Source organism: Mycolicibacterium gadium, from assembly GCF_010728925.1.
Taxonomy (GTDB): domain Bacteria; phylum Actinomycetota; class Actinomycetes; order Mycobacteriales; family Mycobacteriaceae; genus Mycobacterium; species Mycobacterium gadium.
This window is the reverse complement of the sequence record NZ_AP022608.1, coordinates 1,954,852-1,980,305: the sequence shown is the minus strand read 5'-3', so window position 1 is coordinate 1,980,305 and position 25,454 is coordinate 1,954,852. Positions and strand designations below refer to the sequence as shown.

The 25,454-nt window shown below is 64.7% G+C and carries 24 protein-coding genes and 2 pseudogenes; 17 read left to right on the top strand and 9 right to left on the bottom strand.

All coding sequences use genetic code 11. From position 1 onward, the window contains the following. Positions 1-151: 151 nt before the first annotated feature. A complete protein-coding gene (locus G6N36_RS09900; protein WP_163686359.1) occupies positions 152-1,285 on the top strand; it encodes a GGDEF domain-containing protein in 1,134 nt (377 codons plus the stop codon). A gap of 147 nt (positions 1,286-1,432) precedes the next feature. Beyond that, positions 1,433-1,885, top strand: coding sequence for a MaoC family dehydratase (locus G6N36_RS09895; RefSeq protein ID WP_163686358.1), 453 nt, complete (start codon positions 1,433-1,435; stop codon positions 1,883-1,885). Positions 1,886-1,921: 36 nt separating this feature from the next. Here the strand turns inward: G6N36_RS09895 and G6N36_RS09890 are convergent, their stop codons facing one another. Then, positions 1,922-2,749 carry a mycofactocin-coupled SDR family oxidoreductase gene (locus G6N36_RS09890; protein WP_163686357.1) on the bottom strand — a complete coding sequence of 276 codons (828 nt, stop codon included), beginning with the start codon at positions 2,747-2,749 and terminating at the stop codon, positions 1,922-1,924. After that, positions 2,746-3,924: an acyl-CoA dehydrogenase family protein gene (locus tag G6N36_RS09885; RefSeq protein ID WP_163686356.1), complete on the bottom strand. Its 1,179-nt coding sequence runs from the start codon at positions 3,922-3,924 to the stop codon at positions 2,746-2,748. The genes G6N36_RS09890 and G6N36_RS09885 overlap by 4 nt, the downstream gene beginning before the upstream one ends. 183 nt (positions 3,925-4,107) lie before the next feature. Here G6N36_RS09885 and fabG point away from each other — a divergent pair, with 183 nt between their 5' ends. From fabG to G6N36_RS09865, 4 genes are read left to right on the top strand one after another with little or no spacing between them, the layout of a single operon-like run. Next, positions 4,108-4,848, top strand: a complete 741-nt coding sequence (fabG, locus tag G6N36_RS09880) for a 3-oxoacyl-ACP reductase FabG (protein WP_163686355.1) — start codon at positions 4,108-4,110, stop codon at positions 4,846-4,848. Beyond that, positions 4,845-6,062: an acetyl-CoA C-acetyltransferase gene (locus G6N36_RS09875; RefSeq protein WP_163686354.1), complete on the top strand. Its 1,218-nt coding sequence runs from the start codon at positions 4,845-4,847 to the stop codon at positions 6,060-6,062. Before fabG ends, G6N36_RS09875 begins: the two co-directional genes overlap by 4 nt. Next, on the top strand, positions 6,059-7,252 hold the full coding sequence (locus G6N36_RS09870; protein WP_163686353.1) for an acyl-CoA dehydrogenase family protein: 1,194 nt from the start codon (positions 6,059-6,061) through the stop codon (positions 7,250-7,252). Before G6N36_RS09875 ends, G6N36_RS09870 begins: the two co-directional genes overlap by 4 nt. A gap of 3 nt (positions 7,253-7,255) precedes the next feature. Continuing rightward, positions 7,256-7,933: a GntR family transcriptional regulator gene (locus G6N36_RS09865; RefSeq protein ID WP_163686352.1), complete on the top strand. Its 678-nt coding sequence runs from the start codon at positions 7,256-7,258 to the stop codon at positions 7,931-7,933. Here the strand turns inward: G6N36_RS09865 and G6N36_RS09860 are convergent. Genes G6N36_RS09860 through G6N36_RS09835 form a run of 6 tightly spaced genes read right to left on the bottom strand, consistent with a single transcriptional unit; the run spans position 7,908 to position 14,788 of the window. Next, positions 7,908-9,416: a class I adenylate-forming enzyme family protein gene (locus G6N36_RS09860; protein ID WP_163686351.1), complete on the bottom strand. Its 1,509-nt coding sequence runs from the start codon at positions 9,414-9,416 to the stop codon at positions 7,908-7,910. The two genes, G6N36_RS09865 and G6N36_RS09860, sit on opposite strands and share 26 nt — an antisense overlap. Then, complete coding sequence (locus tag G6N36_RS09855; RefSeq protein WP_163686350.1) at positions 9,409-10,920, bottom strand: class I adenylate-forming enzyme family protein; 1,512 nt, start codon at positions 10,918-10,920, stop codon at positions 9,409-9,411. Before G6N36_RS09855 ends, G6N36_RS09860 begins: the two co-directional genes overlap by 8 nt. Then, positions 10,913-12,373 carry a class I adenylate-forming enzyme family protein gene (locus G6N36_RS09850; protein WP_163686349.1) on the bottom strand — a complete coding sequence of 487 codons (1,461 nt, stop codon included), beginning with the start codon at positions 12,371-12,373 and terminating at the stop codon, positions 10,913-10,915. The genes G6N36_RS09855 and G6N36_RS09850 overlap by 8 nt, the downstream gene beginning before the upstream one ends. Further along, entirely contained in the window at positions 12,373-13,170 is a 798-nt protein-coding gene (locus G6N36_RS09845) for an enoyl-CoA hydratase/isomerase family protein (RefSeq protein WP_179964755.1), read from the bottom strand. Before G6N36_RS09845 ends, G6N36_RS09850 begins: the two co-directional genes overlap by 1 nt. Then, positions 13,161-13,973, bottom strand: coding sequence for an enoyl-CoA hydratase/isomerase family protein (locus tag G6N36_RS09840; protein ID WP_163686347.1), 813 nt, complete (start codon positions 13,971-13,973; stop codon positions 13,161-13,163). Before G6N36_RS09840 ends, G6N36_RS09845 begins: the two co-directional genes overlap by 10 nt. A gap of 20 nt (positions 13,974-13,993) precedes the next feature. Further along, the gene (locus G6N36_RS09835; RefSeq protein ID WP_163686346.1) at positions 13,994-14,788 is read right to left on the bottom strand and encodes an enoyl-CoA hydratase/isomerase family protein; all 795 of its coding nucleotides are present in this window, start codon (positions 14,786-14,788) and stop codon (positions 13,994-13,996) included. Between the two features lie 111 nt (positions 14,789-14,899). On the opposite strand from G6N36_RS09835, the gene G6N36_RS09830 reads away from it, so the two are divergent. The 4 genes from G6N36_RS09830 to G6N36_RS09815 all read left to right on the top strand — a co-directional run bounded on the left by G6N36_RS09830 (position 14,900) and on the right by G6N36_RS09815 (position 18,451). Further along, the gene (locus G6N36_RS09830) at positions 14,900-15,553 is read left to right on the top strand and encodes a hotdog family protein (protein ID WP_163690577.1); all 654 of its coding nucleotides are present in this window, start codon (positions 14,900-14,902) and stop codon (positions 15,551-15,553) included. After that, a complete protein-coding gene (locus G6N36_RS09825) occupies positions 15,553-16,320 on the top strand; it encodes a FadR/GntR family transcriptional regulator (protein ID WP_163686345.1) in 768 nt (255 codons plus the stop codon). Before G6N36_RS09830 ends, G6N36_RS09825 begins: the two co-directional genes overlap by 1 nt. 10 nt (positions 16,321-16,330) lie before the next feature. Beyond that, positions 16,331-17,197 (top strand): enoyl-CoA hydratase/isomerase family protein, encoded by an 867-nt coding sequence (locus G6N36_RS09820; RefSeq protein ID WP_235689998.1) that lies wholly within the window; start codon positions 16,331-16,333, stop codon positions 17,195-17,197. 78 nt (positions 17,198-17,275) lie between these two features. Then, on the top strand, positions 17,276-18,451 hold the full coding sequence (locus G6N36_RS09815) for a thiolase family protein (RefSeq protein ID WP_083126077.1): 1,176 nt from the start codon (positions 17,276-17,278) through the stop codon (positions 18,449-18,451). Positions 18,452-18,508: 57 nt separating this feature from the next. Here G6N36_RS09815 and G6N36_RS09810 read toward each other — a convergent pair whose 3' ends face one another. After that, complete coding sequence (locus G6N36_RS09810) at positions 18,509-19,231, bottom strand: TetR/AcrR family transcriptional regulator C-terminal domain-containing protein (protein WP_083126180.1); 723 nt, start codon at positions 19,229-19,231, stop codon at positions 18,509-18,511. Between the two features lie 177 nt (positions 19,232-19,408). On the opposite strand from G6N36_RS09810, the pseudogene G6N36_RS29760 reads away from it, so the two are divergent. From G6N36_RS29760 to G6N36_RS09775, 7 genes and pseudogenes are all read left to right on the top strand, one after another. After that, a pseudogene (locus G6N36_RS29760) lies at positions 19,409-19,543 on the top strand (crotonase/enoyl-CoA hydratase family protein); the annotation flags it as partial. A gap of 1 nt (position 19,544) precedes the next feature. Then, positions 19,545-19,798 (top strand): annotated as a pseudogene (locus tag G6N36_RS09800) (SDR family oxidoreductase); the annotation flags it as partial. Between the two features lie 9 nt (positions 19,799-19,807). After that, positions 19,808-20,815: a dihydrodipicolinate synthase family protein gene (locus G6N36_RS09795; RefSeq protein WP_163686343.1), complete on the top strand. Its 1,008-nt coding sequence runs from the start codon at positions 19,808-19,810 to the stop codon at positions 20,813-20,815. Between the two features lie 111 nt (positions 20,816-20,926). Beyond that, positions 20,927-21,775 (top strand): enoyl-CoA hydratase, encoded by an 849-nt coding sequence (locus G6N36_RS09790; RefSeq protein WP_235689997.1) that lies wholly within the window; start codon positions 20,927-20,929, stop codon positions 21,773-21,775. Between the two features lie 31 nt (positions 21,776-21,806). After that, positions 21,807-23,000 carry an amidohydrolase family protein gene (locus G6N36_RS09785; RefSeq protein WP_163690576.1) on the top strand — a complete coding sequence of 398 codons (1,194 nt, stop codon included), beginning with the start codon at positions 21,807-21,809 and terminating at the stop codon, positions 22,998-23,000. A 2-nt stretch (positions 23,001-23,002) separates the two neighbouring features. Continuing rightward, positions 23,003-24,619, top strand: a complete 1,617-nt coding sequence (locus tag G6N36_RS09780; protein ID WP_163686341.1) for an acyl-CoA synthetase — start codon at positions 23,003-23,005, stop codon at positions 24,617-24,619. Further along, entirely contained in the window at positions 24,616-25,452 is an 837-nt protein-coding gene (locus G6N36_RS09775; protein ID WP_163686340.1) for an amidohydrolase family protein, read from the top strand. The genes G6N36_RS09780 and G6N36_RS09775 overlap by 4 nt, the downstream gene beginning before the upstream one ends. The last annotated feature ends 2 nt before the right edge of the window (positions 25,453-25,454 follow it).

Below are 25,454 nucleotides of genomic sequence, written 5' to 3'. Positions count from 1 at the left end.
AGCAATCAAGCAACGAGATGACTTTGTGCCAGGTCAGGAGGAAGGTGACATGCCGGTTAACTTCGCCAGCTACTACTCCCGCGACCATTTGCCAGGCGTTAACATTTGTCAATGCCGAGGTCCGCGTGCCATCCATGAGGGGTGAGCGCTGATGACCGCTGGCGGGCGCAAAGAACGCAGCCGCGATCATTACTATTGGCTCACAGCGTTTCTCGCGGCGCGAGGAGCTCAAACGACCACGTGTCGGGCGATCGCGGCGTTCATAACTTTCTGCGGGATCATCCCGTTGGCGTTGGCCTTTGGTTCCCCCGGCGCGTCCGGCACGTGGGACCGATGGGTGGCGGTGGTCGGCGGGGTGGCCGCTTTCGCGATGGCCGCATGCTGGCTGCGGAGTCGTTGGCCCGCTCGTATCACATCGGAAGTATGTGTCGTCGTCGGCTCCCTCTACACGGCAATCGCCACCCTGATTCAAGGCGATCCTGTCGTCGGGCTTTTGGGATCGACAGCGTTCGCAATCGTCGGCGGCTTCGTCGCGCTGTTCCATTCGATGCGATTGCTGATGTTCATGTGGTTGGTCGGCGGCGCGACAATCGTGGTTCTGGCGGTGCGGATAGCTGAGACCAATCCGGCGTTGGCGGTCTGCGGCGCACTTCTTGTCGCCCTGGTGAATGCCTTCGTGGTGTTCGCATGCCGGACGCTGCTGCGGTCGATCAACAGTGAGGCGATGTTCGACGACGTCGAACCACTGACCAGCCTGCTGACCCGGGATGCCTTCGCCGAGAAGGTCGCAACGCTCATGAGTTCGCGAGCCCGCGGCGATGACCGCTACCTAGCGGTGGCCGTGGTGAACCTCGACAGCTTCTCGCTCCTACAGGACATGGCCGGCGTCGTGGCGGCCAACCGGGCGCGAGTGGCCATCGGCCAGCAGTTGCGCGAAACGGTTCGACGCGTCGCTGTGCTCGCTCACGTAGCCGAGGCGGAGTTCTTCATCGCCGACATCCTCACCAGCGATGATCCGTCCCCCTTCGTGGAGCGGGTGCGGGCGACGATCGCAACGTCGCCCAGCCGACTGACCGCCAGCATCGGCGTGGTGAGCACTCCGCTGAGCCCCCTGGCGGGGCACCCTCCGTACGACGTCCTCGACGAGCTCCTCGGCATCGCCACCACGGCGATGCGTCAGGCCCGCCGTGAAGGCGGGAATCGGGTAAAGCAGGTCCTTTCCCCCGCGCTGGCCGTCCTGGATCGCCCCTCCGGGGGCGCCTGGGAATCCGAAGAATCGGCCTGACAGGCTCTTCCCGTCGCCCACCGCGTTTCTCGACGAAGTCGAATCGAATGTGGAACGCCTCGTCTGCTCGCCGCCGGTGTTGTGGCACTGTGAGCACCGGATCATCCGATACGGCAACCAGACAGTGGATTTTCAAAAGGAGCGACAGTGAAAACCTTCAGTGGGCTCGATGAGCTGATCGCGGCGCAAGGCAGCCAGCTCGGTCCGACGGAGTGGCTCGAGGTCACGCAGGACCGCGTCAACACATTCGCGGACGCCACCGATGATCATCAGTGGATCCATGTCAACCCCGAACGCGCGGCCAACGGCCCGTTCGGCGGAACGATCGCTCATGGATTGCTGACACTGTCACTGATTCCGCACTTCTCCCACCAGCTGTACACGGTCGAGAACATCACGATGGCAATCAACTACGGCTACAACAAGGTTCGCTTCATCACGCCGGTCAAGGTGGGCGCCAAGATCCGGGCCCGCGCAGAGCTCACGAAGGTCGATCAGCTCGACGGGGGAGCGCAGGCGACGATGACGACGACCGTGGAGATCGAGGGCTCGGACAAGCCCGCCGCCGTGGCGGAATCGATCGTCCGCTTCCTGGCGTAGTCCCTGGGCTTCGCGTCGGCCCGAGAGCGCCACGCGTCAGAACTGCGTCGAACCCTGGTCGACCGATATCGCCTGGGCTGTCACCATCTTCGACTCGTCGCTGGCCAACCAGCAGACGGCGTCGGCGATGTCTTCGGGCTGAGCCATCCAGGTCGGCAGGAACGGCGTCAGCACGTTCAACAGCGCGTGGTTGCCGACGACTTCCGCCGCCTTGGCGATCGCCTCGACCATCTCCGGGGAACCCATCTCCGTGACGACGGGGCCCGGGTGCACACTGTTGACACGGATCGAATGCGTGCCGAGTTCGGCGGCGAACGCCCGGGCCATCCCGGTGACGGCGTGCTTGCTGGCGGTGTAGTGAATCATGAACGGCTGGAACTTGACTCCGGCAGCAGAGCTGATCAGGATGATCGACCCGCCCCGGCCACCGTCGACGATGTGCTGCGCGCCGGCCATCACGGTGTTCCAGGTGCCGGTGAGGTTGATGTCGATGACGTCGCGCCACTCCTGGTGAGTGATGGCGTTCCAGGCGTGCGGCGCGGTGATTCCGGCGTTGGCGACGATGATATCGAGCCTGCCGAACTCGGCGACGCCGTCGTCGACGACCTTGCGCAGCCCGTCGTGGTCGCGAGTGTCGACCGCGGCCGATAGGACGCGGCCCCCGGAGGCCTCGGCCAGCCGCACCGTCTCCTTGAGGTCCTCCGGTGTCGCCGACGGGTAGGGCACACTCGCGGGCAGCGGGCCGGCGATGTCGACGGCGATGATGTCGGCGCCTTCCCTGGCCATTCGGACCGCATGTGCGCGGCCCTGGCCACGCGCTGCCCCGGTGATGAATGCCACCCTGCCGGCGAGTCTTCGGTTCATGCCTTATCCCTTTGTGCTGCTTTGACGAGGTTCGCCCCGATGATGAGCCGCTGAATCTCGCTGGTGCCCTCGTAGAGCCGCAGCAGGCGGACGTCGCGGTAGATGCGCTCGACGGGCACTTCGCGCATGTAACCGCTTCCGCCGTGGATCTGGACCGCGAGATCGGCTACCTGGCCGACCATTTCGGTGCAGAACAGCTTCGCCGCGGACGGCGCGATCCGACGATCTTCTCCGCTGACCCACGCCCGTGCGGTCTCCCGCACCAGGGCTCGGCCGGCGAGCACGCCGGTTTGTTGATCGGCGATCATTGCCTGCACGAGCTGGAAGTTGCCGATCGGTGTGCCGCCCTGGGTGGCCGTCGCCGCGTAGGCGACGGACTCGTCGAGGGCGCGCTGCGCGGTGCCCACGGCCAGCGCGGCGATGTGGACGCGGCCACGGGCCAAGGAGATCATGGCGGCCCGGTATCCGATGTCCTCACTGCCGCCGATGAGCGCGGAGGCGGACACGCGAACGTCGTCAAAGCTGACGTCCGATGTCCATGCGCCTTCCTGGCCCATTTTTGCGTCTTTGGTGCCGACGACCACGCCGGGCGCGTCGGCGGGCACGAGGAACACCGCGATGCCCGCGCCGTCGTCGTCGGCCGGGCGGGTACGCGCAAACACGATGAACAGGTTCGCGGTCGGTGCGTTGGTGATGAAACGCTTCTGGCCGTTGATGATCCAGTCGTCTCCTGAGCCATCGCGGACCGCCTTCGTCCGCAGACCGGAGGGATTCGACCCGGCGCCCGGTTCGGTCAGCGCGAACGAGGCGACGACGTCGCCGGTGGCCATCGGCTCGAGCCAGCGCGCCTTCTGTTCATCGGTGCCGAACCCGACGAGAACCTGCCCGGCGATGCCGTTGTTGGTGCCGAACATCGACCGCAGCGCCAGCGACGTGTAGCCCAGCTCCATCGCCAACTCGACGTCCTGCGCGAGGTTCAGGCCGAGCCCGCCCCACTCCTGCGGAATCGCATAGCCGAACAATCCCATCTTCTTCGCGTGCTCGCGCAAGTCGTCGGGCACGCGGTCGTCGGCCAGGATCTCCTGCTCGCGTGGGACGACGGCAGTGCGGACGAAGGTGCGTGTCTGCGCCAGGATCTCCTGAAAGTCGTCGTCGCTGACTTCGGACGTGGTCATCGGCAGTCTCCTGTTCCGGTTGTCGCGCGAGAAGACGGAAAACTGCCTAGAAATACGCACAAAAGGGCACTTTTGCGTCTGCTCGGCCAGGGGGTCCCCGGCGGCCGCCGAAATCATATATGAAATATGATGTCTGCTTGAAGGGGCCCCTGCGGGGTTCCACCAGCCAAGAGGGGTGATCAGGTGTCGTTGCTGAGCGGTCGGACCGCGGTCGTCACCGGAGGCGCGCAGGGCCTCGGGTACGCGATCGCGGAGCAGTTCATCGCCGAGGGTGCGCGTGTCGTGCTCGGTGATCTGGACCTCGGCGCAACCGAGGCGGCGGCGAAACAACTCGGGGGAGAGCAACATGCGCTCGCCGTTCGCTGCGATGTGACGAAGGCCGATGAGGTGGATGCGCTCGTCGCCGCCGCGACCGAACGGTTCGGTGGCCTGGACGTCATGGTCAACAACGCCGGGATCACGCGCGATGCGACGCTCCGCAAGATGACCGAGGACCAGTTCGACCAAGTGATCGCCGTCCACCTGAAGGGCACGTGGAACGGCACCAAGGCGGCGGCGGCGATCATGCGCGAGAACAACCGCGGCGCGATCGTCAACATGTCGTCGATCTCGGGCAAGGTCGGCCTGATCGGCCAGACCAACTACTCGGCGGCCAAGGCGGGCATCGTCGGTATGACGAAAGCGGCCGCAAAGGAGCTGGCCCATCTCGGAGTGCGGGTCAACGCGATCCAGCCGGGGCTCATCAGATCCGCGATGACCGAGGCTATGCCCCAACATATTTGGGACCAGAAGCTGGCGGAGGTACCGATGGGTCGCGCTGGTGAACCGGCGGAAGTGGCCAAGGTCGCGCTGTTTCTCGCCAGCGATCTGTCCTCGTACATGACCGGCACCGTCCTCGAGGTCACAGGTGGGAGGCACGTATGAGTCGAGACGCTGTAATCTGCGAACCAGTTCGCACGCCGATCGGCCGATACGGCGGCATGTTCAAATCGCTGACCGCGGTGGACCTCGGTGTCACCGCGCTCACCGGGTTGCTCGAACGCACCGGGATCGATCCCGCCGCAGTGCAAGACGTCATCCTCGGGCACTGCTATCCGAGCAGCGAGGCGCCCGCGATCGGCCGCGTGGTCGCGCTCGATGCCGGTCTGCCGGTGACGGTGCCGGGCATGCAGGTCGACCGCAGATGCGGCTCGGGTTTGCAGGCGGTGATCCAGGCGTGCCTTCAGGTTGCCAACGGCGACAACGACCTCGTGGTCGCGGGCGGTGCCGAGAGCATGAGCAATGTCAGCTTCTATTCGACCGACATGCGTTGGGGCGGCGCCCGGTCGGGTGTCCAGGTGCACGACGCGCTGGCACGCGGACGCACCACCGCCGGCGGCAAGCACTACCCGGTACCCGGCGGCATGCTGGAGACCGCGGAGAACCTGCGCAAGCAGTACTCGATCTCCAGGCAGGAGCAGGACGAGCTCGCGGTGACGTCGCATCAGCGGGCAGTCGCCGCGCAGAAGGACGGGATTCTCGCCGAGGAGATCATCCCCGTCACCGTCTCAACCCGTCAGGGCGAGGAACTGATCGACACCGACGAACACCCCCGCGCCGACACCACTGTGGAGTCGCTGGCGAAGCTGAAACCTGTTCTGCTGAAAAGTGATCCCGATGCGACCGTCACAGCTGGCAATGCCAGCGGACAGAACGACGCGGCATCGATGTGCATCGTGACCACGCCCGAGAAAGCCGCCGAACTCGGCCTTACGCCGCTCGTTCGGCTGGTGTCGTGGGGATCGGCGGGAGTGGCGCCGAACATCATGGGCATCGGGCCCGTACCTGCGACCGAAGCGGCGCTCGCCAAGGCGGGACTGTCGCTGAGCGATATCGACCTGATCGAACTCAACGAGGCGTTCGCTGCACAGGCGCTCGCGGTGATGCGGGCGTGGGAATTCAACGCCGCCGATCACGACCGGACGAACGTGCACGGTTCGGGTATCTCGCTGGGCCACCCGGTCGGTGCGACCGGCGGACGAATGCTGGCGACACTCGCACGCGAGTTGAACCGCCGCGGTGCCCGGTACGGGTTGGAGACGATGTGCATCGGCGGCGGGCAGGGCTTGGCCGCCGTCTTCGAAAGGGTGGGCAAATGACCAAGCTTGCCCAGACGCTGGGCCTGACCGAGTTCCAGACTGAGATCGTCGCCAACGTACGGCAATTCGTCGACAAGGAGATCATCCCCGCCGCGCAGGAACTCGAGCACGCAGACACCTACCCGCAGGCCATCGTGGACCAGATGCGGGAGATGGGTCTGTTCGGGTTGATGATTCCCGAGGAGTACGGCGGGCTCGGTGAGTCGCTGCTGACTTACGCGTTGTGCGTCGAGGAGCTTGCCCGCGGCTGGATGAGTGTCTCCGGGGTGATCAACACGCACTTCATCGTCGCGTACATGATCCGCCAGCACGGCACCGATGCCCAGAAGCAGGACTACCTGCCACGGATGGCCACCGGTGAGACCCGCGGCGCGTTCTCGATGTCCGAGCCCGAACTCGGATCCGACGTCGCGGCGATCCGCACCAGGGGCAAGCGCAACGACGACGGCACCTACACCATCGACGGCCAGAAGATGTGGCTGACCAACGGCGGCAGTTCGACATTGGTTGCCGCGCTGGTGCGCACCGACGAGGGCGCGGACAAGCCGCACCGGAATCTCACCGCATTCCTCGTCGAAAAGCCAACGGGATTCGGCGAAGTCGCTCCGGGACTGACGATTCCCGGCAAGATCGACAAGCTGGGCTACAAGGGCATCGACACCACGGAACTGATCTTCGACGGTTACGTGGCGCAGGCCGCCGACATCCTCGGTGAAGCCCCCGGTCAGGGCTTCTTCCAAATGATGGACGGCATCGAGGTCGGTCGTGTCAACGTGTCTGCCAGGGCGTGCGGGGTGGGGATCCGAGCGTTCGAGCTCGCCGTGAACTACGCGCAGCAGCGGCAGACGTTCGGCAAGCCGATCGCAGAACACCAGGCCATTGCGTTCCAGTTGGCCGAGATGGCGACCAAGGTCGAGGCGGCGCATCTGATGATGGTCAACGCCGCGAGGCTGAAGGATTCCGGCGCACGCAACGACGTCGCGGCGGGAATGGCGAAATACCTTGCGAGCGAGTTCTGCTCGGAGGTCACCCAGCAGAGCTTCCGGATCCACGGCGGCTATGGCTACTCCAAGGAGTACGAGATCGAGCGCCTGATGCGCGACGCGCCGTTTCTGCTGATCGGTGAGGGAACCAGCGAAATCCAGAAGAACATCATCAGCAAGCGACTGCTCGCCGATTATCGGATCTGATCTGTGTCCGTTCCCGAGCTTCCCCACGCGCTGGCCAGGACGCAACTGGCCGAAGACGTCGCGCGCATCGTGCGCAAGCGGGTCTTCGACGGCACGTACGCCGCGGGCACTTACGTGCGATTGGATCAGCTCGCGGCGGATCTCGGCATCAGTGTCACGCCCGTGCGCGAGGCGCTGTTCGAACTGAAGGCCGAGGGACTGCTCGCGCAACAGCCACATCGCGGCTTCGTGGTGCTGCCGGTGACCGGTCGGGATCTGACCGACGTGTCCGACGTGCAGGCCTATATCGGAGGTGAACTCGCCGCGCGCGCAGCAACCAACATCACCGACGACCAACTACGTGATCTCCAGCAGATCCAGTCCGATCTGGAAGACGCATACGCCGCCGATGACGACGAAAGCGCCGTGCGGCTCAACCACGAGTTCCATCGTGCGATCAACGTCGCCTCGGATTCGCCGAAACTCGCCCAGCTGATGTCACAGATCACCCGTTATGCACCCGAATCGGTGTTCCCGATCATCGCGGGCTGGCCGGAGAAGTCGAACAAGCACCATCGCCGGTTGCTAGCCGCGTTGGAGAAGCGCGACGAGAACCTCGCTCGCACGGCGATGTCCGAGCATCTGGCGGCCGGGGCCAAGCCGTTGATCGAGCACCTCACGTCGCGCGGTGTAGTCCAGTAGCCTCGCGCAGTAGCGCGCGCAGTCGGGGCACATCGACCTTGCCCGTCGCCTTGCGGGGAACCGCGTCGTCGGAGTCGACGGCCAGCCACACCGACGGAACCTTGAAGGCGCTCAGCAGCCGGCGCGCTGCGTCACGGAGTTCTCCGGCAGCCAGCCGGGAGATCACAACGGCGCCGACGGCGCCGTCTACCTCCGTGACGAAGGCACCGCCCACCCCGTCGATCGTGCGCAGCGCATCCTCGACCTCGCTGGGGTACACGGTTGCGCCGCTGACCTTGAACATGTCGTCGGAGCGACCGTGGTAGAACATGAAACCGTCGTCATCAAGGTGGCCGAGATCGCCGGTGGGGTAGAAGCCGTCAGCGGTGAACAGCTCATGGTGACTGACGCGGCAGATGCCCCGCATCATGTTGGGTCCGCGGAGCTGGATCATCCCGACAGTGCCGCGGGGGACGGGTGTGCCGTCGTCCGCGTCTACGATCCGAACCTCCGTGCCGTCGAACGGTTTTCCGCAGCTGCCCCACGCGGACCGCGGCATGTCGGTATCGGCGGGATAGCCGCAGTATGGGCCGAACGATTCGGTCATCCCGAACAGCCTCGCCCTGGCGCCGGGTTCGGCTCGCTGATCGGCGGGTAGCAACGCCTCGAGGCTGCCAGGACGCAGTGACGACAGATCGGCTGCCACTGCATCAGTTTCGCGTGCCAGCGCCGCCGCTTGATCCGGCCACCCGCGGAACAAGGTGACGCGTTCGCGCTCGAGCAGTCGCAACGTCGTCTCGGGCCGGGGGATCTGCTCGGTGACCAGCGTGGCGCCGGCGAGCAGTGCCGACAGCACACCACTGCCGAATCCGCCGACCCAGAAGAAGGGCATCGGGAGATACAGCCTGGTGTCGGCATCGATGCAGCGGGCCGCCAGGCCTGATCGCACCGCGCCCAGCGCGTTGCCGTGCGAATGGATGACACCTTTGGGGGGGCCACTGCTGCCTGACGTGAACATGATCGCGAGTGTGTCGCTGGGCGTGACGGTTTCGGCGACCGCATCGACGGGCGCATTGTCGGAGGGGCGTGGAAGCCGGTCGGCCGTCCATAACTTGCGAAGTGCGGGGAGATCCACCCGATATTGCTCGAGGTCGTCGAGGTAACGGTGGCCGCGGAATTCCTCCACGGTGATCAGGCACTGGACGGAGGCCGTCCGCAGCGCGGCGGCGAGCTCGGGCGGTTGCATCAGCGTGCTCAGCGGCACCAGCACCGCGCCGATGCGGGTGAGCGCCACAGCGATCTGCACCCACTGCGCACAGTTCGGCATGATCAGCCCCACCCGCACGCCCTTGGCGACACCGGTGGCGATGAACGCGGCGGCCAGGTCGCGGCTTGTCGCGTCGAGTTCGGCGTACGTGAGCCGGGCATCAGGGTCGATGACCATCGGTTTTCCCGCGTCGTTGGCGGCTCGAAGTCGCACCAGCCGATCAATCGTGTCAGGCATCGAAGACCTTTGTGAGACGCGGCATGTCGACTTTTCCGCTGGACATCAGTGGAATCTCTGCGGCGCGCATCGCGGCGAAGCGCCTCGGAATCTTGTATGACGACAGCTCGCTCTTTAGCCTTTCACGCAGCGCGTCCTCGTCGAATTCGGCACCTTCGTCCAGCGCAACGATCGCGGCCACGACCTGTCCGCGCTCGGGATCGGGTAGCCCGACGACGTGCGCCGCTAATCCGGCGACCTTGGCGATCGCCTTCTCCACCTCGGCGGGTGCGACGTTTGCGCCCGCGGTCTTGATCATTGCGCCGCGTCGGCCGATGAAGTAGACGAAGCCGTCGGCATCGGTGCGGACGAGATCGCCGGTGTGAAACCAGTCGTCGGCGTCGAAGCACTCTTCACGGCTGAGCTTGTAATAGCGTTGCATCAGAAATGGTCCACGGACGCACAACTCGCCCATCTCCCCCGCGTCGACACGTTCGCCGGTGTCGTCGACGACCTTGGTGTCGAATCCCGGTGCCGGCCGGCCGAACGACCCACGCCGATGTTCGGGCTGGTCGGATTCGTCCTCGCTGATAGTGATGACGCTTCCGGTCTCGGTCATCCCGAGCATCGTGTGCCGCAGCTCGGGGTCCGCCGGCCGCACATCGGGGGCCATGATCGAGTACAGGTTACCGCGGCGCATGGAGGACAGATCTCGCGTCGGGAGGCTGGGATGACTGGCCAGCGAGGTGATTCCGCCCACGAAACCATTGGTCATGGTGGGTTTTTCGGCTTCCAGCAGGTCGAGGGTTTCGCTCGGGTCGACGGCGTTGGAGCACACGAGCGTGGCGCCGGCGAGCATCACGGCCAGAATCGAGAATGCGATACCACCTATCCAGAAGAACGGTGAGTTGCAGAACAATTTGTCTGTCGGGCCCAGCCCGCGGATCTCGTTGAGCACCCGTTGATGGTCGAGTAGCGACGCATGTGTGTGCATGACGCCCTTCGGTGCGCTCGTCGAACCCGACGTGTACACAATCGCCAGCGTGTCCGAGGCGTCGACGTCGTCCTCCATCGCCTCCAGCAGTTCCGAATCGACGGCGACCGGCGGCGCGGAATCGAAGAAGGTCTGCTGTAGCAACGGGATACCGGCCCGATCGATCTGGGCGAATCTCTCGCGGTAGTCGTGGCCGCGGTAGGAAGCAGTGGCGAGCAGGATCTCGACGTCGGCGTGGGCGAGCTGCGTCGCCATCTCGGAAGCGGTGGCGAACGTCGAGAAGGGGATCACGACGGCGCCTATGCGGGCTGCGGCCAGCATTGCCACGATGAAGTCCGGCCCGTTCGGGTACAGCACTCCGACGTGACTACCCTTACCTGCACCGAGCGTGATCAGCCCGCATGCCAACTTGGTCGAGCGTTGTTGGGCCTCGGCATAGCTGAGATGGTCGCTGTCGCATATCAGCAGCGGATGGTCGCCCCGGCTGCGCACTTGTTCGCGCAGCACTGCGGCGACGGTGTCGTCAGGCATGGTCGACGGCGTCGAAGTGTCCGCGGACGGCGGTCAGGTCGGCCTTGCCCGACGGTGTTCTGGGGATCTGTTCGACGATCGCGATGTCAGTGGGAATCTCGTAGCGTGCCAGCCGTGTTCGCAGGTGGTCCAGCAACGTCGCCACGTCGACAGTCTCGCGCAGTTCGACCATCGCCACGGGTGTCTCGCCAAGCCGCTGATCGGGTCGTCCGACCACCGCCGCACCCTGCACGGCCGGATGACTTTCCAACGCGGTACGCACGTCGTCGGGCATCACCTTGAAGCCGCCACGGATGATCGCCTGATCGGCGCGGCCGAGAATCCACAGAAACCCGTCCGCGTCGATGCGCGCCATGTCCGTGGTCCGCATCCAGTCTCCTGCCGGCCCGAGTTGACCGGGCCGCACCTCGAGCACCCCTGGCTGGTTGGCGGTGACAGGCGTGCCGTTGTCGTCGACGACACGTAGTTGCGCGCCGAGCGTGGCCTTGCCGACACTGCCACGCTTGGTGTCCCAGTACTTCTGGTAGTCACGCAGTGACCACCCGGCGACCCCTCCGCCGAACTCCGTAGCGGCGTAGGACGTCAGGACCGGAATACCGAACTTGTCGGTGAATGCGTCGGCATCCTCTGCCGACAACGGGGCGGTACCCGAGGTGACCGCGCGGATACTGTGCAGGTCGTCGCGGGTCAAGTTGGAATGAAGCACGGTGCGCAGGGCCGCGGGAACCAGCGATACCGCCTGCGGGCGGTGTCGGCGGACCGCATCGGCCCACCGGTCGAGCTCGAAGCGATCCAGCAGTGCGAATGACCGTGCTTCGCAGACGCATTGAAGCACCCGGAACACGCCCCCGATGTGCACCAGCGGGGCATTGACGATAGCCACGCCACGCCGTGGTCCGGTCGGTGACGGTGCGGCGTCGAAGTCGGTGCCGATCACGCTGCGGGCCAGCATGTCGTAGGTGAGATCGATGCGCTTGGGCGGACCCGTCGTACCACTGGTCAACATCCGCACCGCGACTCCGGCGCGGCCGGCATCACCGGTTGGTTCGTCCGCCGCGTTCACGGCAGGGGCGTCCATCAGCCCGGCGATCGCCACGGTCGCGGTGTGCGTCGCCGGTGCGACCAGCGTCGACAGATCTTTGTCCGTACCGATGATCAATGGGAGGCGCAGTGATTCGACGTCAGCTCGGATGCGATCGTCGCCGCGCGCGGGGTTGACGACGACGACGGTCCCGCCGCCCATCAGCACGCCGAGGAACGCGGCGACGTGAGACGGTGTGTTACGCAACAGGATTCCGACCTGACACCCGGTGTCATCGAGCGCCTCGATGTGACGCGCCAACGTGGCGACCTCACCCCACGTCAGCCATTCGGCGTCGTACTCGATCGCGGGACCTTCAGGCCGCAGATCCATTACATCGCTGATGCGCCGGCTGAGCGGATGTGCGGCCATCAGCGCAGCCTCGGTGTGAACGTGTCGTCGGGAGAATGGTTGGCGAGTTCGGCCTGCCCGAGGGGGTTTCCCAACCGGGTGTAGATCAGGTTCTGTTCCATGGCCGCGCGATAGGGCTTGTCCAGAGATTCCCAAATCGCTTTCACAGTGCCCTGGGTTGCCGTCGGCGGTTTGGCCGCGATCGCGGACGCGATCTGGTGGGCGCGGGCCCACAGCTGGTCGGTAGACACGACCTCGGACACCAGACCGATCCGCAGCGCGGTGCCGGCGCTTACGCGTTCGTCGTTGCCCATCAGCGCGATTCGCAGTGCTTCACCCAAGCCGACGCGGCGCATCAGGCCGATCGGTTCCAGAGCGCACACCAGACCCGCGCTGACGTGCGAATCGAAAAACGTCGCGTCGTCACTGCAGATGACGACGTCGGATTCGTTGACGAAATAGAACGCGCCCGCGGTGCACATGCCTTGCACCGCGCATACGACGGGCTTCCACATCTTCTGCCACTTGGGGCTGAGGTATTCGCCCGGATCTTCGTGATTCCACACGTTCTCCGGCTGACCATAAGGGGACTTGATGTCCAGACCGGCGGAGAACGCGCGATCGCCCGCCGCACGCACCACAACGGCATGGACCGCGTCGTCGAGCTTGACGATCCGCCATGCCTCGGCCATTTCCTGGCACATCACCCTGTTGAAAGCGTTGAGCGAGTGCGGCCGGTTCAGCGTGATCGTCGCGACGTGCGCGGTGGCATCCACGTCGAGCAGGATCGTCTCGAAACTGTCCGAGGTCATCGGCATTGCCAGATCGGCGCGCGTTTCTCCATGAACGCCCTGGGTCCCTCCAGCGAATCCGCTGTGTGCAGATTGCGCTCTCGAAAGGCTTCCGCGAGAATTTCCGCCTCGTTGAGTGGCAGGTCCAGTGTCTTGTGGATGGCCAACCGAGTGCCCCGCACAGCCAACGGGGCATTCGAGTTCACCATGTCGGCGATCTCGTGTGCGCGTTCGAGAAGACGGTCGTGGTCGACGATCTCGGAGATCATTCCGAGGTCGTACGCGCGCTGGGCATCCATCCGTTCGTGCTTACCTGTCAGCGCCATGCGCAGCGCGATGTTTCGGGGCAGTACGCGGGCAAGCCGCACCATCTCACGGCCTGCCACCAGGCCGATGCTGACGTGCGGGTCGAAGAATGTCGCCGTGTCCGAGGCGATGACTATGTCGCCCGTCGTAACCCAGTCCAGACCTGCGCCGCAGCAGATGCCGTTGATCGCAGCCAGGACGGGTTTGGCCATGCGGCGAAAAGGCGGTGTGCCCTCTTGGGGTGCCTCCCACTGGTCGTAGGTCGACAGGTATGCCCGTTCGTTGATGACCTTGCCGTCCTCCGGGATCTGCTTCGCGTCAGCCCCGGTGCAGAATGCCCGGCCGGTGCCGGTCACGATGAGTATCCAGATGTCGTCGTCTGATTCGGCCTCGTCGTACGCGGAGCGCAGTTCAGTGATCATGTGCGGGCTCAGTGCGTTGAGCGCCTGTGGCCGGTTCAGGGTGATCGTGGCTTTGTGCCCGTCGACCTCGTAGATGATGTCCTCGAAAATTGAGGATGACATTTCTTTTCCTTCCGTCTGGGTCACCGGCCACCGAACTCCGGTGTGCGCTTCTCGCGGAACGCCGCGAGGCCTTCCTTGAAATCCTTGGTCCGACAGGACAGTTCCAGGTTGAAGAGTTCCTGGTTCATCGTCTGCGGGAGCGTCGCGTCCAGTCCGTAATGGATGGCCTGTTTGGCGAGCCCGATCGCGACGGTGGGACCGGAGGCCAACCGTGCCAGCAGTTCCGCGGCGACGTCATCGAGTTCGGAATCGTCGGCGCAACGGTGAATGAGCCCCCAGTCCGCGGCGTCTGCTCCGCTGACCTTCTCACCGAGCAGCAGCATGCTCTTCGCGCGCGCCAACCCGACCAACCGGGGGAGCAGCCATGTCGACCCAGAATCCGGGCTGAAGCCGCGCTCCAGGAACGGTTCCCAGAACACGGCGTCTGTGCTGGCGACGGTGAAATCGGCGGCCAGTGCGAGGTTGCAGCCCAGGCCGGCGGCCCAGCCGCGCACGCTGCACACGACGGGCAGTTGGACGGAGTGGACCAGTTCGATCACGCGATGCGCACCGTGTGGGACGCGGCGCACGAGGTCACCGGTGCGGGGACGCTGACCGGTGTTGGCAGAAATCCAGTCGACCCCTGCGCAGAAATCGGTTCCGCCGCCGCGAATGTGGATGACGCGAAGCGAGTCATCGGTCGCGGCATGGGTCAGTGCGTCGACGAACGCGTTCACCATCGGCGGGCTCAACGAGTTGCGCCGAGACGGGCGCTCGAGCGTGACGTGCAGGACGTCGTCTACGCGGGAATTTGTCACCGCCCCGTCGTCGGTCACCGTTGCCTCCGCCCTTCCCTCGTTATACGGTTAGGCATACAGTATTGCTATCTTGTACAAGTTAGCAAGGAAAGTGTGCTGACGGAACAGGCGGCAATCGAGAGGCGGCTGATGGCCAAGGGCACCCCACGGTTCGGCGAGCAACCGTTGCCGCAGACGGTGGCGGCCGCCGCGGCGCTGCGTCGGCTGACCGGGCTGCTGCTGTCGTTGGAACACGAGCACCCCACCGTCGATGTCATGGTCGCCCAGATCGCCGAGTGGGAACGTGAACTCGCTCCCGCAGTACCCTCCGATCCGACCCCGCGCATCGGGCCGCAGAGCACCGCGGATCAACGGGTGTACCTGGATCACGCTTTCGACGTCGGTGCGTACAACCCGTGCTTCCCCGAGTACAGCTTCGATCACCTGGACGCCGACACCGCATCCGGCCGCGTCACCTTTCCCGTGGTCTACGAAGGGCCGCCGGGTCTGGTCAACGGCGGCTTCCTGGCGGTGTTCTTCGACTGTGTCACCCAACATCAGAGTTGCGCTTCTGGGCGCACCAGCAAGACACGCTCGCTGACGGTCACGTTTCGCCGGCCGACCCCCGTCCTCGTCGAGCTCGGGTTCGACGTCGTTCGCGCGGAAGCCGACGGCCGGGTCACCAGCACGGCACGCCTGCGGTACGGCGACGAGGTTCTGTGCACCGGCGAATTCAGCACGGCGGCGTCGTCACCCGACAAATTGAGCGTCTTCGACTTCGGTCACCGGCGGGCGACGAACTGATGACCAGCGTGCAGCGGATTCGTCAGCCGCGGGTCGCCGAGATCGTCGCATCGCGACTGCGTGACGAGATCCTGTCCGGGCGTATCAAAGAAGGCGACGTACTCCCGTCGCAGGACACTCTGCTCGCGGAGTTCGGCGTCAGCCCGCCTGCGCTGCGCGAGGCCATTCACATCCTGGAGACCGACGGGTTGATCTCCGTGCGACGCGGGAACATGGGCGGCGCCGTCGTTCATCCGCCCTCGGCCGAGCGCACGGCGCACATGATCAGCATGGTGTTACAGACTCGATCGGCTACTCCCGCCGACGTGAGCGGCGCATTGATGCATATCGAGCCGATCTGCGCGGGTTTGTGTGCCGCCCGTGAAGATCGCATGACGGAGGTCGTCCCGTATCTGGAGGCGGAGATCAAAACGCAGACAGAGCAATTCGACAACCTGTCGCGCTATGTCCCGAACGCGCGCCGATTCCATGAGGCGCTGGTGTCGCGATGTGGCAACGAGCCGATGATCCTGTTGATCGGCTCGTTGGAGCTGATCTGGTCGGCCCACGAGTCATCGGTGTGGAGCGACGAGGGTGACCCATTGCAGCACAAGACCATGCGGGCTGCTCTTCGCGATCACCAGCGGCTGCTGGACGCGATCCGCGACGGAAACGAGGCGCGCGCAGTGAAGCTGGCGCAGGACCATCTGTTCGCCGCCCGGCGCAACACGCTCGCGGTTGGTGCGGACAAAACCATTGAGGCCAAATTGATTTCGAATGCAGAGTGAAGGACTTCCGATGACCGACGACCGGGTGATCTTCGACGTCGACCGCGACAAGCGCATCGCGACGATCACGTTCAACAACCCGACCCAGCGCAACTCCTACGATGCGGTGATGCGCGAGACGGTCGGCAGATATCTCGACCAGGTGGCCGAGGACGACGATCTCACCGTCGTGTTGTTACGTGGCGCCGAGGGGGTGTTCAGCACCGGCGCGGACATGAACAACGCCTACGGCTGGTATGGCGATGAGGATGCGCCCGAAGCCAAGCGCCGTCCGAGCCAGCGGCGGCGCCTGACCGTCGACCGCAAGTCGTTCGGCTTCTATCACAATCTGATGGGCTTCCCGAAGGTCACGGTGGGAGAGATCAGCGGCTATGCCCTCGGTGGCGGATTCGAGATGGCGTTGATGACCGATATCTCCGTGATCGGTCGCACCACCAAAATTGGCATGCCCGCCACCCGGTTCCTCGGTCCCGCGTTGGGCAGCCTGCACATGTTCTTCCACCGCCTCGGCCCCGTGCTGGCGCGGCGACTCCTGCTCACCGGCGACATCATCGAGGCCGGGGCCGTCGAACACCTCGGCGTGTTCACCGAAACCTGCGATCCGGCGTCGGTCACCGCTCGGGCGCGGTACTGGGCCGAGAAGGCGGCGAAGATGCCCGCCGACGGTGTCGTCATCGCCAAGGAGGCATTCCGCCTCGTCGAACAGAGCCAGGCCTATCAGGGCGAGGAGGTGGCCAGCTATCTGTTCCACGCCTACGGGACAAACCTGCAGTTCGCGCCCGGTGAGTTCAACTTCGTGAAGACCCGTGCGCAGCACGGCACCAAGGAGGCGTTCCGGCTACGCGACGAGCACTTCCACGTGCCCGAGCCGGAGTGAGCACCCTCACCTACTGGGAAAGCAACACTCTCTGCTACTTTTGTAAAGTTACCTACGCCGAAACCCGAGGTTGAAAACATGTCCACACCCGTCATCGTCGGTGCAGCCAGGACGGCAATCGGCCGCTCCTTCAAGGGGACGCTGGTCAACACCCCGCCCGAGACTCTGATCACCACCGTGCTGCCCGAGGTGGTCCGCCGGTCGGGTGTGGATCCCGCGGATATCGACGACATCATCTTTGCCGAGTCGCATTACGGTGGCGGCGATTTGGCGCGCTACGCCGCCGACGCGACTGGGTTACAGCACGTTCCGGGCCAGTCGGTGAACCGACACTGCGCAGGCAGCCTCACCGCGATCGGCAACGCAGCCGCGCAGATCGGCTCGGGCATGGAGCGCGTGCTTATCGCAGGCGGCGTGCAATCGCTGTCGATGACCCCGCTGACCAACTGGCGGATCCCGGGACCCGAGCTTAAGTTCGAAGAACGGTGGATGCCGCCCACGCACGTCGAGACACCCGATGCGCCGGCGAAGGACATGTCCATCACGGTGGGTTGGAACACCGCGCAGTCGGTCGGTATCACCCGTGAGGAAATGGACGCCTGGGCGGCCCGGTCACATGAACGGGCGGTCGCCGCGCAGGATGCCGGCAAGTTCAGTGACGAGATCATTCCGATGAAAATTCAGCAGTTCGACGGATCGGTGGTCGACTTCAGCGTCGACGAGCATCCCCGCCGCGACACCACCGTCGAAAAGCTCGCCGGCTTGAAGGTGCTGCACCCGGAGATCGAGGGCTTCTCGATCACCGCGGGCAACAGCAGCGGCACCAACGATGCCGCCGCTGGCGTCGCGCTGGTCGAGCGCGGCTATGCCGAGGCCAACAACCTGTCGGTGATGGCCACCGTCAGAGCTTGGGGCGCAGCGGGTGTCCCCGCTCGCGACTGCGGGCTGGGTGCCGTGAAGGTGATCGGCAAGGTGCTCGGCCGCGCCGGACTGAAGCCGTCGGACATCACGCTGTGGGAGATCAACGAGGCGTTCGCCTCGGTGCCGATCGCCGCATGCCGCGAGTACGGCATCGACGAGGAGCTGGTCAACTTCTCCGGAAGCGGTTGCAGCCTCGGCCATCCCATCGCCGCCTCCGGTGCACGGATGGTGACGACGCTCGTCTACGAACTTCAGCGGCGTGGCGGTGGCATCGGTATGGCCGCGATGTGCGCAGGCGGCGGCCAGGGCGGCGCGGTCATCGTCGAGGTCTAAACCTAGCTGTTTGTGGGGCCGCAGCCGCGTTGAGCACGGTTAAAACTCCACAAATGGCTAGCGTTTGCGCGCGGGTTTCTTGGCCTCGTCGATCAGCCGACCGGCGTGGTCCAGGATGCATTCGAGACCGAACTCGAAGTTCTTCTCGTCGGCTGCGCCGAGGTGGTGGCCCTTTTCGGTGACCAGTGCAAGCAGCGGCGTGGATTCGCTGTCGATCGCCATGGCCTCGTCGATATCGGCGGGACCGTCATCCGCCGCGCGGTTCTTCTCGCGCAGGCGCTGCAGCACCACCGAACCGCGGACGTGCACCGACACCGCGGAATACGTATCGAAGGCGTCATCGGCCGACAGGCCCGCCTCCGTCAGGCTGGCGATCGCCTTCTCGACCTCCTGCACGCCGAGCCGTGCAGTACGCGGGCTCAGGGCGGATCGGATGAGGATCAGATCGCTGAGAATCGGGTTGCCCAAGAATGTCTTTCGCATCGAGCGGGCGTGATTACGCAGTGTTTCGCGCCAGTCCTTCGCCTCGACGTACGGCGTGGCGAAGACATATTGGCGTAGCGCCCGGTCGGTCATCGCGTTGAGTAGGTCGTCCTTCTTGCGGAAGTACCAGTAGATGCTGGTCACGCCGACCCCGAGGTGCTTACCGAGCAGCGGCATGGACAGGTTGTCAATGCCCACTTCCTCGGCGAGTTCGAACGCACCCTTGATGATGTCGTCCGGATTGATCGACCCGCGCTCGCGCCGTGGACGCTTCTCGGCGGTCGCCTGCCTTGCCACGAAGGGCACCTCCATTTCGACTGGTGGACTGAATGTACCGGCAATTGCCCTCTGATCTGCGTCTACGCAGGTGTGTCGGCCCTCCGCCCTTGCCGTCAACCGTACCGTTCCACCGTTTCGCTTCTTTACTGTAAGCCCTATAGTAAGTGTTTCCAGCGTCGCAGCGAAAGGCGAAGGGTGTCGGACGAAATCCTGACGGAGCGCCGGGGACGCGTACTCGTCATCACGATCAATCGACCGGAAGCGCGAAATGCGGTGAATCTCGCCGTCAGCCAGGGCCTGGCCGACGCGGTCGACGAACTCGACGCGGACAATGGTCGACGTCGTCTCACCGGGCAGCATCGCGTCCGAGGCGTTGGTCGATTGGGCGTCGTCGGCCGGAGTCGACGGCAGCGATCGGTATACATTGATGTCGGCCATCGACGAGCATTTCGGGCATCCGGCGCACGTGCCGCGCGCAGGTCAGCCGACGAAATCGGTCCCGTCGTAGCGTTTCTCGTTTCGCAGCGAAATTCTTGCATGACCGGTGCCAACGTGAATGTCGACGGAGGCAGCGACTTCACCTGAGGAGGCAGCATGGCCACAGCCAAAGAGGCCCGTGAGTGGGCCCGCAGCAATCTGCGGGGTATCGGCAACTCGCTTTACACGCCGTTCTGCGGCGAGGACGGCGACGACATCGACTGGGACGCGTACCGAACACTGGTTCGTCACTGCGTCGGCGAGCTGGGCCACCCGATGATGTGGTGCACCAGTGGTATCGCGGAGTTCTGGTCGTTGACGTCCGATGAGCGAAAACGCTTGCTGGAGGTGGCGATCGAGGAGGGGCGGGCGGCTGATCCCGACGTCGTCGTGCAGGCCTGCACCGCTGCCACATCGGCGAAGGACTGTCTGGAGCTGACGCTGCACGCCCAGCAGGCGGGGGCCGACATCGTCTACATCCAGACGCCGATGATGGAGGCGCATGGCGGCGAGGGAGTGCTGAACTTCTTCCGGTATGTTGCCGACCGCAGTGACATCGCACTGGGCATGTTCAACTCGCCGTCGTCTGGATACGTGCTGACACCTGCTGAGGGTGCGCGGATCTACGACGAGATTCCAGCGGTGTGCGCGACCAAGGAAGGCGCCTTCCGGCCCACGGCCAGCCGGCAGCTACACAACCTCGCTCCCGACCTGACGATCTGGGAATGCGAGACGATGGTCTACCGCGCCGGCTGGCTACGGGCCGGGATCGTCGGGCCCGCTCAACTGGGCACGTCCGGTTATCTCTACGAAACCCCGCAACATCGGGTGTTCTCCGAATACTGGGAACTCGTGTGGAGCGACAAGCTGTCCGAGGCGATCGACTATGCGGAGAAGTCGGGTATCGACCAGTTCACCGTCGACATCGGCGGGTGCTTTACGTGCTATCCGGGGCGACCGGACTATTTCACCCACTGGGGCGGGGCGTTCAAGTACGCGGCGTCGGTGCTCGGCCTGCCCATCGGGGCGTACCCCCACTCGCGGCCGCCGCAGGCCGTTCTGCCAGCGGATGTCAAGGCCCGGATCGACTCGGCGTATCAGCGGTTTGGGCTGGTCGGCGGCTGAGACGGTCTTCCGTGGCACGGTTGCGGAAGGTGCTACCGATAGGTGTACAGTAAGTGCGAACATCCAGTTCGACACGCCTGAGGAGGGCTGACGGTGAGCGTTGGAGACCGCATGGCTGACCCCGTCGTCTCCGACCAGAGCGAACCGGTGCTTTACGAGGTCCTCGACACCGGCGTCGCGGTACTGACGCTCAACCGGCCCGAACGAATGAATGGCTGGGGTGGCGGTCTGGCCACGACGTTCTACCTGCGTCTCGACGACGCCGAGGCCGATCCCGATGTTCGTGCCGTCGTCGTCACCGGCCGGGGCCGCGCCTTCTGCGCAGGCGCGGACATGGGAGATCTCAACTCGATCAGCGCCGCCACCGTCGACGCCGCAGCGGACACCGACGTCGGCAAGTTGGTCGGTGCACGTCACCCTCACTTCACGACCACGATGCGCAAGCCGATCATCGCGGCAATCAACGGCGCGTGCGCAGGCATGGGTATGACGATGGCATTGATGTGCGATGTGCGGTTCGCTGCTGACGGTGCGAAATTCACCACGTCCTTCGCCCGACGGGGTCTGATCGCGGAGTACGGGATCTCCTGGATCCTCCCGCGCATCGTCGGTCAGGGTGTTGCGCTGGACCTGCTGCTGTCCGGCCGCGTCTTCCTGGCCGACGAGGCGGCGCACCTCGGCCTGGTCAAAGAGGTCGTCGCACCAGACGAGTTGCTGCCGCGCGCGATCGCCTATGCCAAGGACATCGCCGCCAATTGCGCGCCCAGCTCGCTGGCGGTGATCAAGCAACAGGTGTACGCAGACACCATGCGCGAAGTTTTCGACGCCAGCGACGAAGCCGAGAAGCTGATGCACGAATCCATGCAGCGCCCCGATTTCATCGAAGGCATCACGAGCTTCTTCGAGAAGCGCCAGCCCAACTTCCCGCCGCCGGCCGAGTGCCGGCCAGTGAACCTTTGAAAGGACAGGAATCGTGAAAACCCTGGACTACATGGCCATCGACGTCGACAACCACTATTACGAGACGATCGACTCGTGCACTCGCCACCTGCCCAAGGAGTTCAAGCGTCGCGGCGTGCAGATGCTGACCGAGGGCAAGCGCACGTTCGCCGTCATGGGGGGCGTGGTCAATCACTTCATCCCGAATCCGACCTTTGATCCGATCATCGAACCGGGCTGCCTGGATCTGTTGTTCCGCGGGGAGATCCCCGAGGGCGTTGATCCGGCATCACTGATGAAGGTCGACCGGTTGCCCGATCATCCCGAATATCAGAATCGCGACGCCCGGGTGAAGGTCCTGGACAAGCAGAACCTCGAAACCGTATTCATGCTGCCGACTTTCGCGTGCGGCGTGGAGGAGGCCCTCAAGCACGATATCGACGCGACCATGGCCACGGTGCACGCGTTCAATCTATGGCTGGACGAGGACTGGGGCTTCGATCGCCCCGATCACCGGTTCCTGTCGGCGCCGATCATCTCACTGGCCGATCCGGACAGGGCTGTGGAAGAGGTCGAGTTCGTCCTGTCCCGCAGCGCCAAGAACGTCTGTGTGCGGCCCGCCCCGGTCCCGGGAAGGGTCAAGCCACGCTCACTGGGTGACCCGTTGCACGATCCAGTGTGGGCCCGGCTGGCCGAGGCCGGCGTTCCGGTGATCTTCCACCTGTCCGACAGCGGCTATCTCGCGATCGCGGCATTGTGGGGCGGTAAGCCCACTTTCGAGGGATTCGGCAAGAAGGATCCATTGGACCAGGTGCTGCTCGACGACCGCGCCATCCACGACGCGATGGCCTCGATGATCGTGCATCAGGTCTTCACCCGGCACCCGAAGCTCAAGGTCGCGAGCATCGAGAACGGCTCGTATTTCGTCTACCGGTTGATCAAAAGGCTCAAGAAGGCCGCCAACACGGCTCCGTACCACTTCAAAGAAGATCCGGTCGAACAGCTGAAGAACAACGTCTGGATCGCGCCGTACTACGAGGACGACGTCAAGGAGCTCGCCGCGACGATCGGTGTCGACAAGATCCTGTTCGGCTCGGACTGGCCGCACGGCGAGGGTCTGGCCGATCCGATGAACTTCACCGCCGATATCCCGCAGTTCCCCGAGTTCAGCTACGAGGACACCCGGAAGGTCATGCGCGACAACGCACTCGAGCTGCTTGGTGCGAACGTGACGGCCTCCGCCTAGCCATGGGCGAATGGACCATCGGGGCGGTGCTCGACGCGATCGCCGAGGCCGTACCCGACCGACTGATGACCGTCTGTGGCAGCCGTCGCAGCACGTTCGGCGAGTCGGCGGACCGGACCCGTCGACTGGCCAATTTTCTGGCCGCCCAGGGCTTGGGCGCACACCGGGAACGGGACGAGCTGCAGAACTGGGAGTGCGGACAGGATCGCGTCGCACTCGTCATGCAAAACGATCTCTACCCCGACGCGGTCATCGGCTCGCTTAAGGCGCGCACCGTGCCGGTCAATGTGAACTACAACTACGCCCCACGCGAGGTTGCCGAACTCCTCGATTACCTTCGCCCCCGCGCAGTCATCTATCACCGCTCGTTCGGGCCCAAGTTCGCCGACGTGCTCCCGCCTGCCGCGGCGGACGTGATGATCGCGGTCGACGACGACAGCACCGTCCCGCTCCTGCCCGGGGCCATCAGCTTCGAAGACGCTCTGGCGCAGGGCGATACGGACCACGATCTGGCGCCTTCACCGGACGACGTGATGATGGTGTGCACCGGCGGAACGACCGGCCGCCCGAAGGGGGTCATGTGGCGGCAGAGCGACACCTACGTGGTGTCCATGAACGGTGCCGACCATGAGACCGTCGACGAGATTCACGCCAAGCTCGGATTCGAAGGTCAGCCGTGGTTCGCGGTGTCCCCGCTGATGCATGCGGCCGGTATGTGGACGGCTTTCGCGGGACTCCTCAACGGGTTGCCGATCGTCCTCTACGACAAGACACGCTTCGACCCGCGTGCGGTACTCGAGACCGCAGAGCGTGAGAAGGTCGGGATGATGACGATGGTCGGTGACGCCTACGCGGGTCCGCTGGTCGAGGAGCTGCGCGCCGGTTCCTACGATCTGTCGTCGATGTATGCGATCGGCACCGGCGGAGCGGCGACCAATCCGAAACACCAAGAGGCTCTTCTGGAATTGCTGCCGCAGATCACCCTGATCAACGGATACGGCTCGTCGGAGACCGGGAACGTGGGCTTCGGGCGCAGCCAGCACGGCGACCAGAAGGACACTTTCGTGCTCAGGGAGGGCGCGCTGGTCCTGTCCGAGAACTACAGCCGCTTCCTGCAACCGGGGGAGCAGGAAGTGGGCTTCGTCGCGCGCGCCGGCCGTATCCCACTCGGGTACTTCGACGACGAGACCGCCACCCGGAAGACGTTCCCTGTCGTCGAGGGGCGGAGGGTGGTGATCTCCGGGGACCGTGGCTCGCTGGCTGCCGATGGCTCGCTGCAGTTGTTCGGCCGAGATTCCCTTGTTGTCAACACCGGAGGCGAGAAGGTCTTCGTCGAAGAAGTCGAGGAAGTGCTGCGTGCGTACTCGGGCGTGGCCGACGCGTTGGTGGTCGGGCGTCCGAGCGAGCGTTGGGGTGAAGAACTCGTCGCCCTCGTGGCCCTGAAGGAGGCCGTCGATGTCACCCCGGAACAACTTCATCGTCAGTGCACGTCGCGTCTCGCGCGGTTCAAGGCGCCGAAGGAGTTCATCATCGTCGATCAGGTCCGTCGGCTCGGAAACGGTAAACCGGACTACCGCTGGGCGAAAGCCACTGCCGTGCGAGAGGCGTCGCTGACATGAGCCACAGAGCGATTGATTGTCTGGTCAACGTCCACTTTGGCGAGACCGAGAAGCAGCCCGAGTTCATGCTCAAGGTGCGCGACGACTACTTCAAGGGACCGCAGTCCCTCTACGACCAGGTCGAGCTCGAGCAGCTGCTCGAGGAAATGGACGAACGCGGCGTGGAGAAGGCCATCCTGATGGACAGCCTGACGAAGCCGTCGGTGACCGCCCGGAAGTTCGTCGATCAGCGGCCTGACAAATTCGCCCTCGCCGTGGGCGGGGTGAACCTGCTGCGGCCCATGCCGTCGCTGCGAGAACTCACCGCCTTCGTGCGGGAGATGCCGGTGGCGTATACCGCAGTGGGGCCCAGCTTTTGGGGCGACGGTCAATACCCGCCGAGCGATGCCGTGTATTACCCGCTCTACACCAAATGCGCTGAGCTGGGGCTGCCGCTGTGCGTCAACACCGGGCTGCCGGGGCCGCCGATCCCGGGGGAGGCGCAGAACCCGATTCACCTCGACCGGGTCTGCGTGCGGTTCCCCGAGTTGAAACTCTGCATGATTCACGGGGCCGACCCGTGGTGGGATGTCGCGATCCGACTCATGATCAAGTACAAGAACCTGCGACTGATGACGTCAGCGTGGTCGCCGAAGCGGCTGCCGGACAGCCTGCTCCACTACATGCGCACCCGCGGGACCGACAAGGTGATCTTCGCTTCGGACTGGCCGGTGCTGAGAATGCATCGGGTGGTGCCCGAGGCGCTGGCGCTGGACCTGCCTGCCGAGGTGCTGGACAACTACCTCTACAACAATGCACAGGATTTCTTCTTCGGGCCCCGAGAGGAGCAGTGACG

What these genes read in the sequence shown, in the direction of transcription:
- G6N36_RS09775 (WP_163686340.1), top strand. Translation starts at nt 24,616, where the DNA reads ATGAGCCACAGAGCGATTGATTGTCTGGTCAACGTCCACTTTGGCGAG.
- G6N36_RS09840 (WP_163686347.1), bottom strand. Translation starts at nt 13,973, where the DNA reads ATGTCATCCTCAATTTTCGAGGACATCATCTACGAGGTCGACGGGCAC.
- G6N36_RS09870 (WP_163686353.1), top strand. Translation starts at nt 6,059, where the DNA reads ATGACCAAGCTTGCCCAGACGCTGGGCCTGACCGAGTTCCAGACTGAG.
- G6N36_RS09860 (WP_163686351.1), bottom strand. Translation starts at nt 9,416, where the DNA reads ATGCCTGACACGATTGATCGGCTGGTGCGACTTCGAGCCGCCAACGAC.
- G6N36_RS09825 (WP_163686345.1), top strand. Translation starts at nt 15,553, where the DNA reads ATGACCAGCGTGCAGCGGATTCGTCAGCCGCGGGTCGCCGAGATCGTC.
- G6N36_RS09815 (WP_083126077.1), top strand. Translation starts at nt 17,276, where the DNA reads ATGTCCACACCCGTCATCGTCGGTGCAGCCAGGACGGCAATCGGCCGC.
- G6N36_RS09875 (WP_163686354.1), top strand. Translation starts at nt 4,845, where the DNA reads ATGAGTCGAGACGCTGTAATCTGCGAACCAGTTCGCACGCCGATCGGC.
- G6N36_RS09890 (WP_163686357.1), bottom strand. Translation starts at nt 2,749, where the DNA reads ATGAACCGAAGACTCGCCGGCAGGGTGGCATTCATCACCGGGGCAGCG.
- G6N36_RS09885 (WP_163686356.1), bottom strand. Translation starts at nt 3,924, where the DNA reads ATGACCACGTCCGAAGTCAGCGACGACGACTTTCAGGAGATCCTGGCG.
- G6N36_RS09855 (WP_163686350.1), bottom strand. Translation starts at nt 10,920, where the DNA reads ATGCCTGACGACACCGTCGCCGCAGTGCTGCGCGAACAAGTGCGCAGC.
- G6N36_RS09820 (WP_235689998.1), top strand. Translation starts at nt 16,331, where the DNA reads ATGACCGACGACCGGGTGATCTTCGACGTCGACCGCGACAAGCGCATC.
- G6N36_RS09850 (WP_163686349.1), bottom strand. Translation starts at nt 12,373, where the DNA reads ATGGCCGCACATCCGCTCAGCCGGCGCATCAGCGATGTAATGGATCTG.
- G6N36_RS09900 (WP_163686359.1), top strand. Translation starts at nt 152, where the DNA reads ATGACCGCTGGCGGGCGCAAAGAACGCAGCCGCGATCATTACTATTGG.
- G6N36_RS09845 (WP_179964755.1), bottom strand. Translation starts at nt 13,170, where the DNA reads ATGCCGATGACCTCGGACAGTTTCGAGACGATCCTGCTCGACGTGGAT.
- G6N36_RS09795 (WP_163686343.1), top strand. Translation starts at nt 19,808, where the DNA reads ATGGCCACAGCCAAAGAGGCCCGTGAGTGGGCCCGCAGCAATCTGCGG.
- G6N36_RS09790 (WP_235689997.1), top strand. Translation starts at nt 20,927, where the DNA reads ATGGCTGACCCCGTCGTCTCCGACCAGAGCGAACCGGTGCTTTACGAG.
- G6N36_RS09780 (WP_163686341.1), top strand. Translation starts at nt 23,003, where the DNA reads ATGGGCGAATGGACCATCGGGGCGGTGCTCGACGCGATCGCCGAGGCC.
- G6N36_RS09785 (WP_163690576.1), top strand. Translation starts at nt 21,807, where the DNA reads ATGGCCATCGACGTCGACAACCACTATTACGAGACGATCGACTCGTGC.
- G6N36_RS09830 (WP_163690577.1), top strand. Translation starts at nt 14,900, where the DNA reads ATGGCCAAGGGCACCCCACGGTTCGGCGAGCAACCGTTGCCGCAGACG.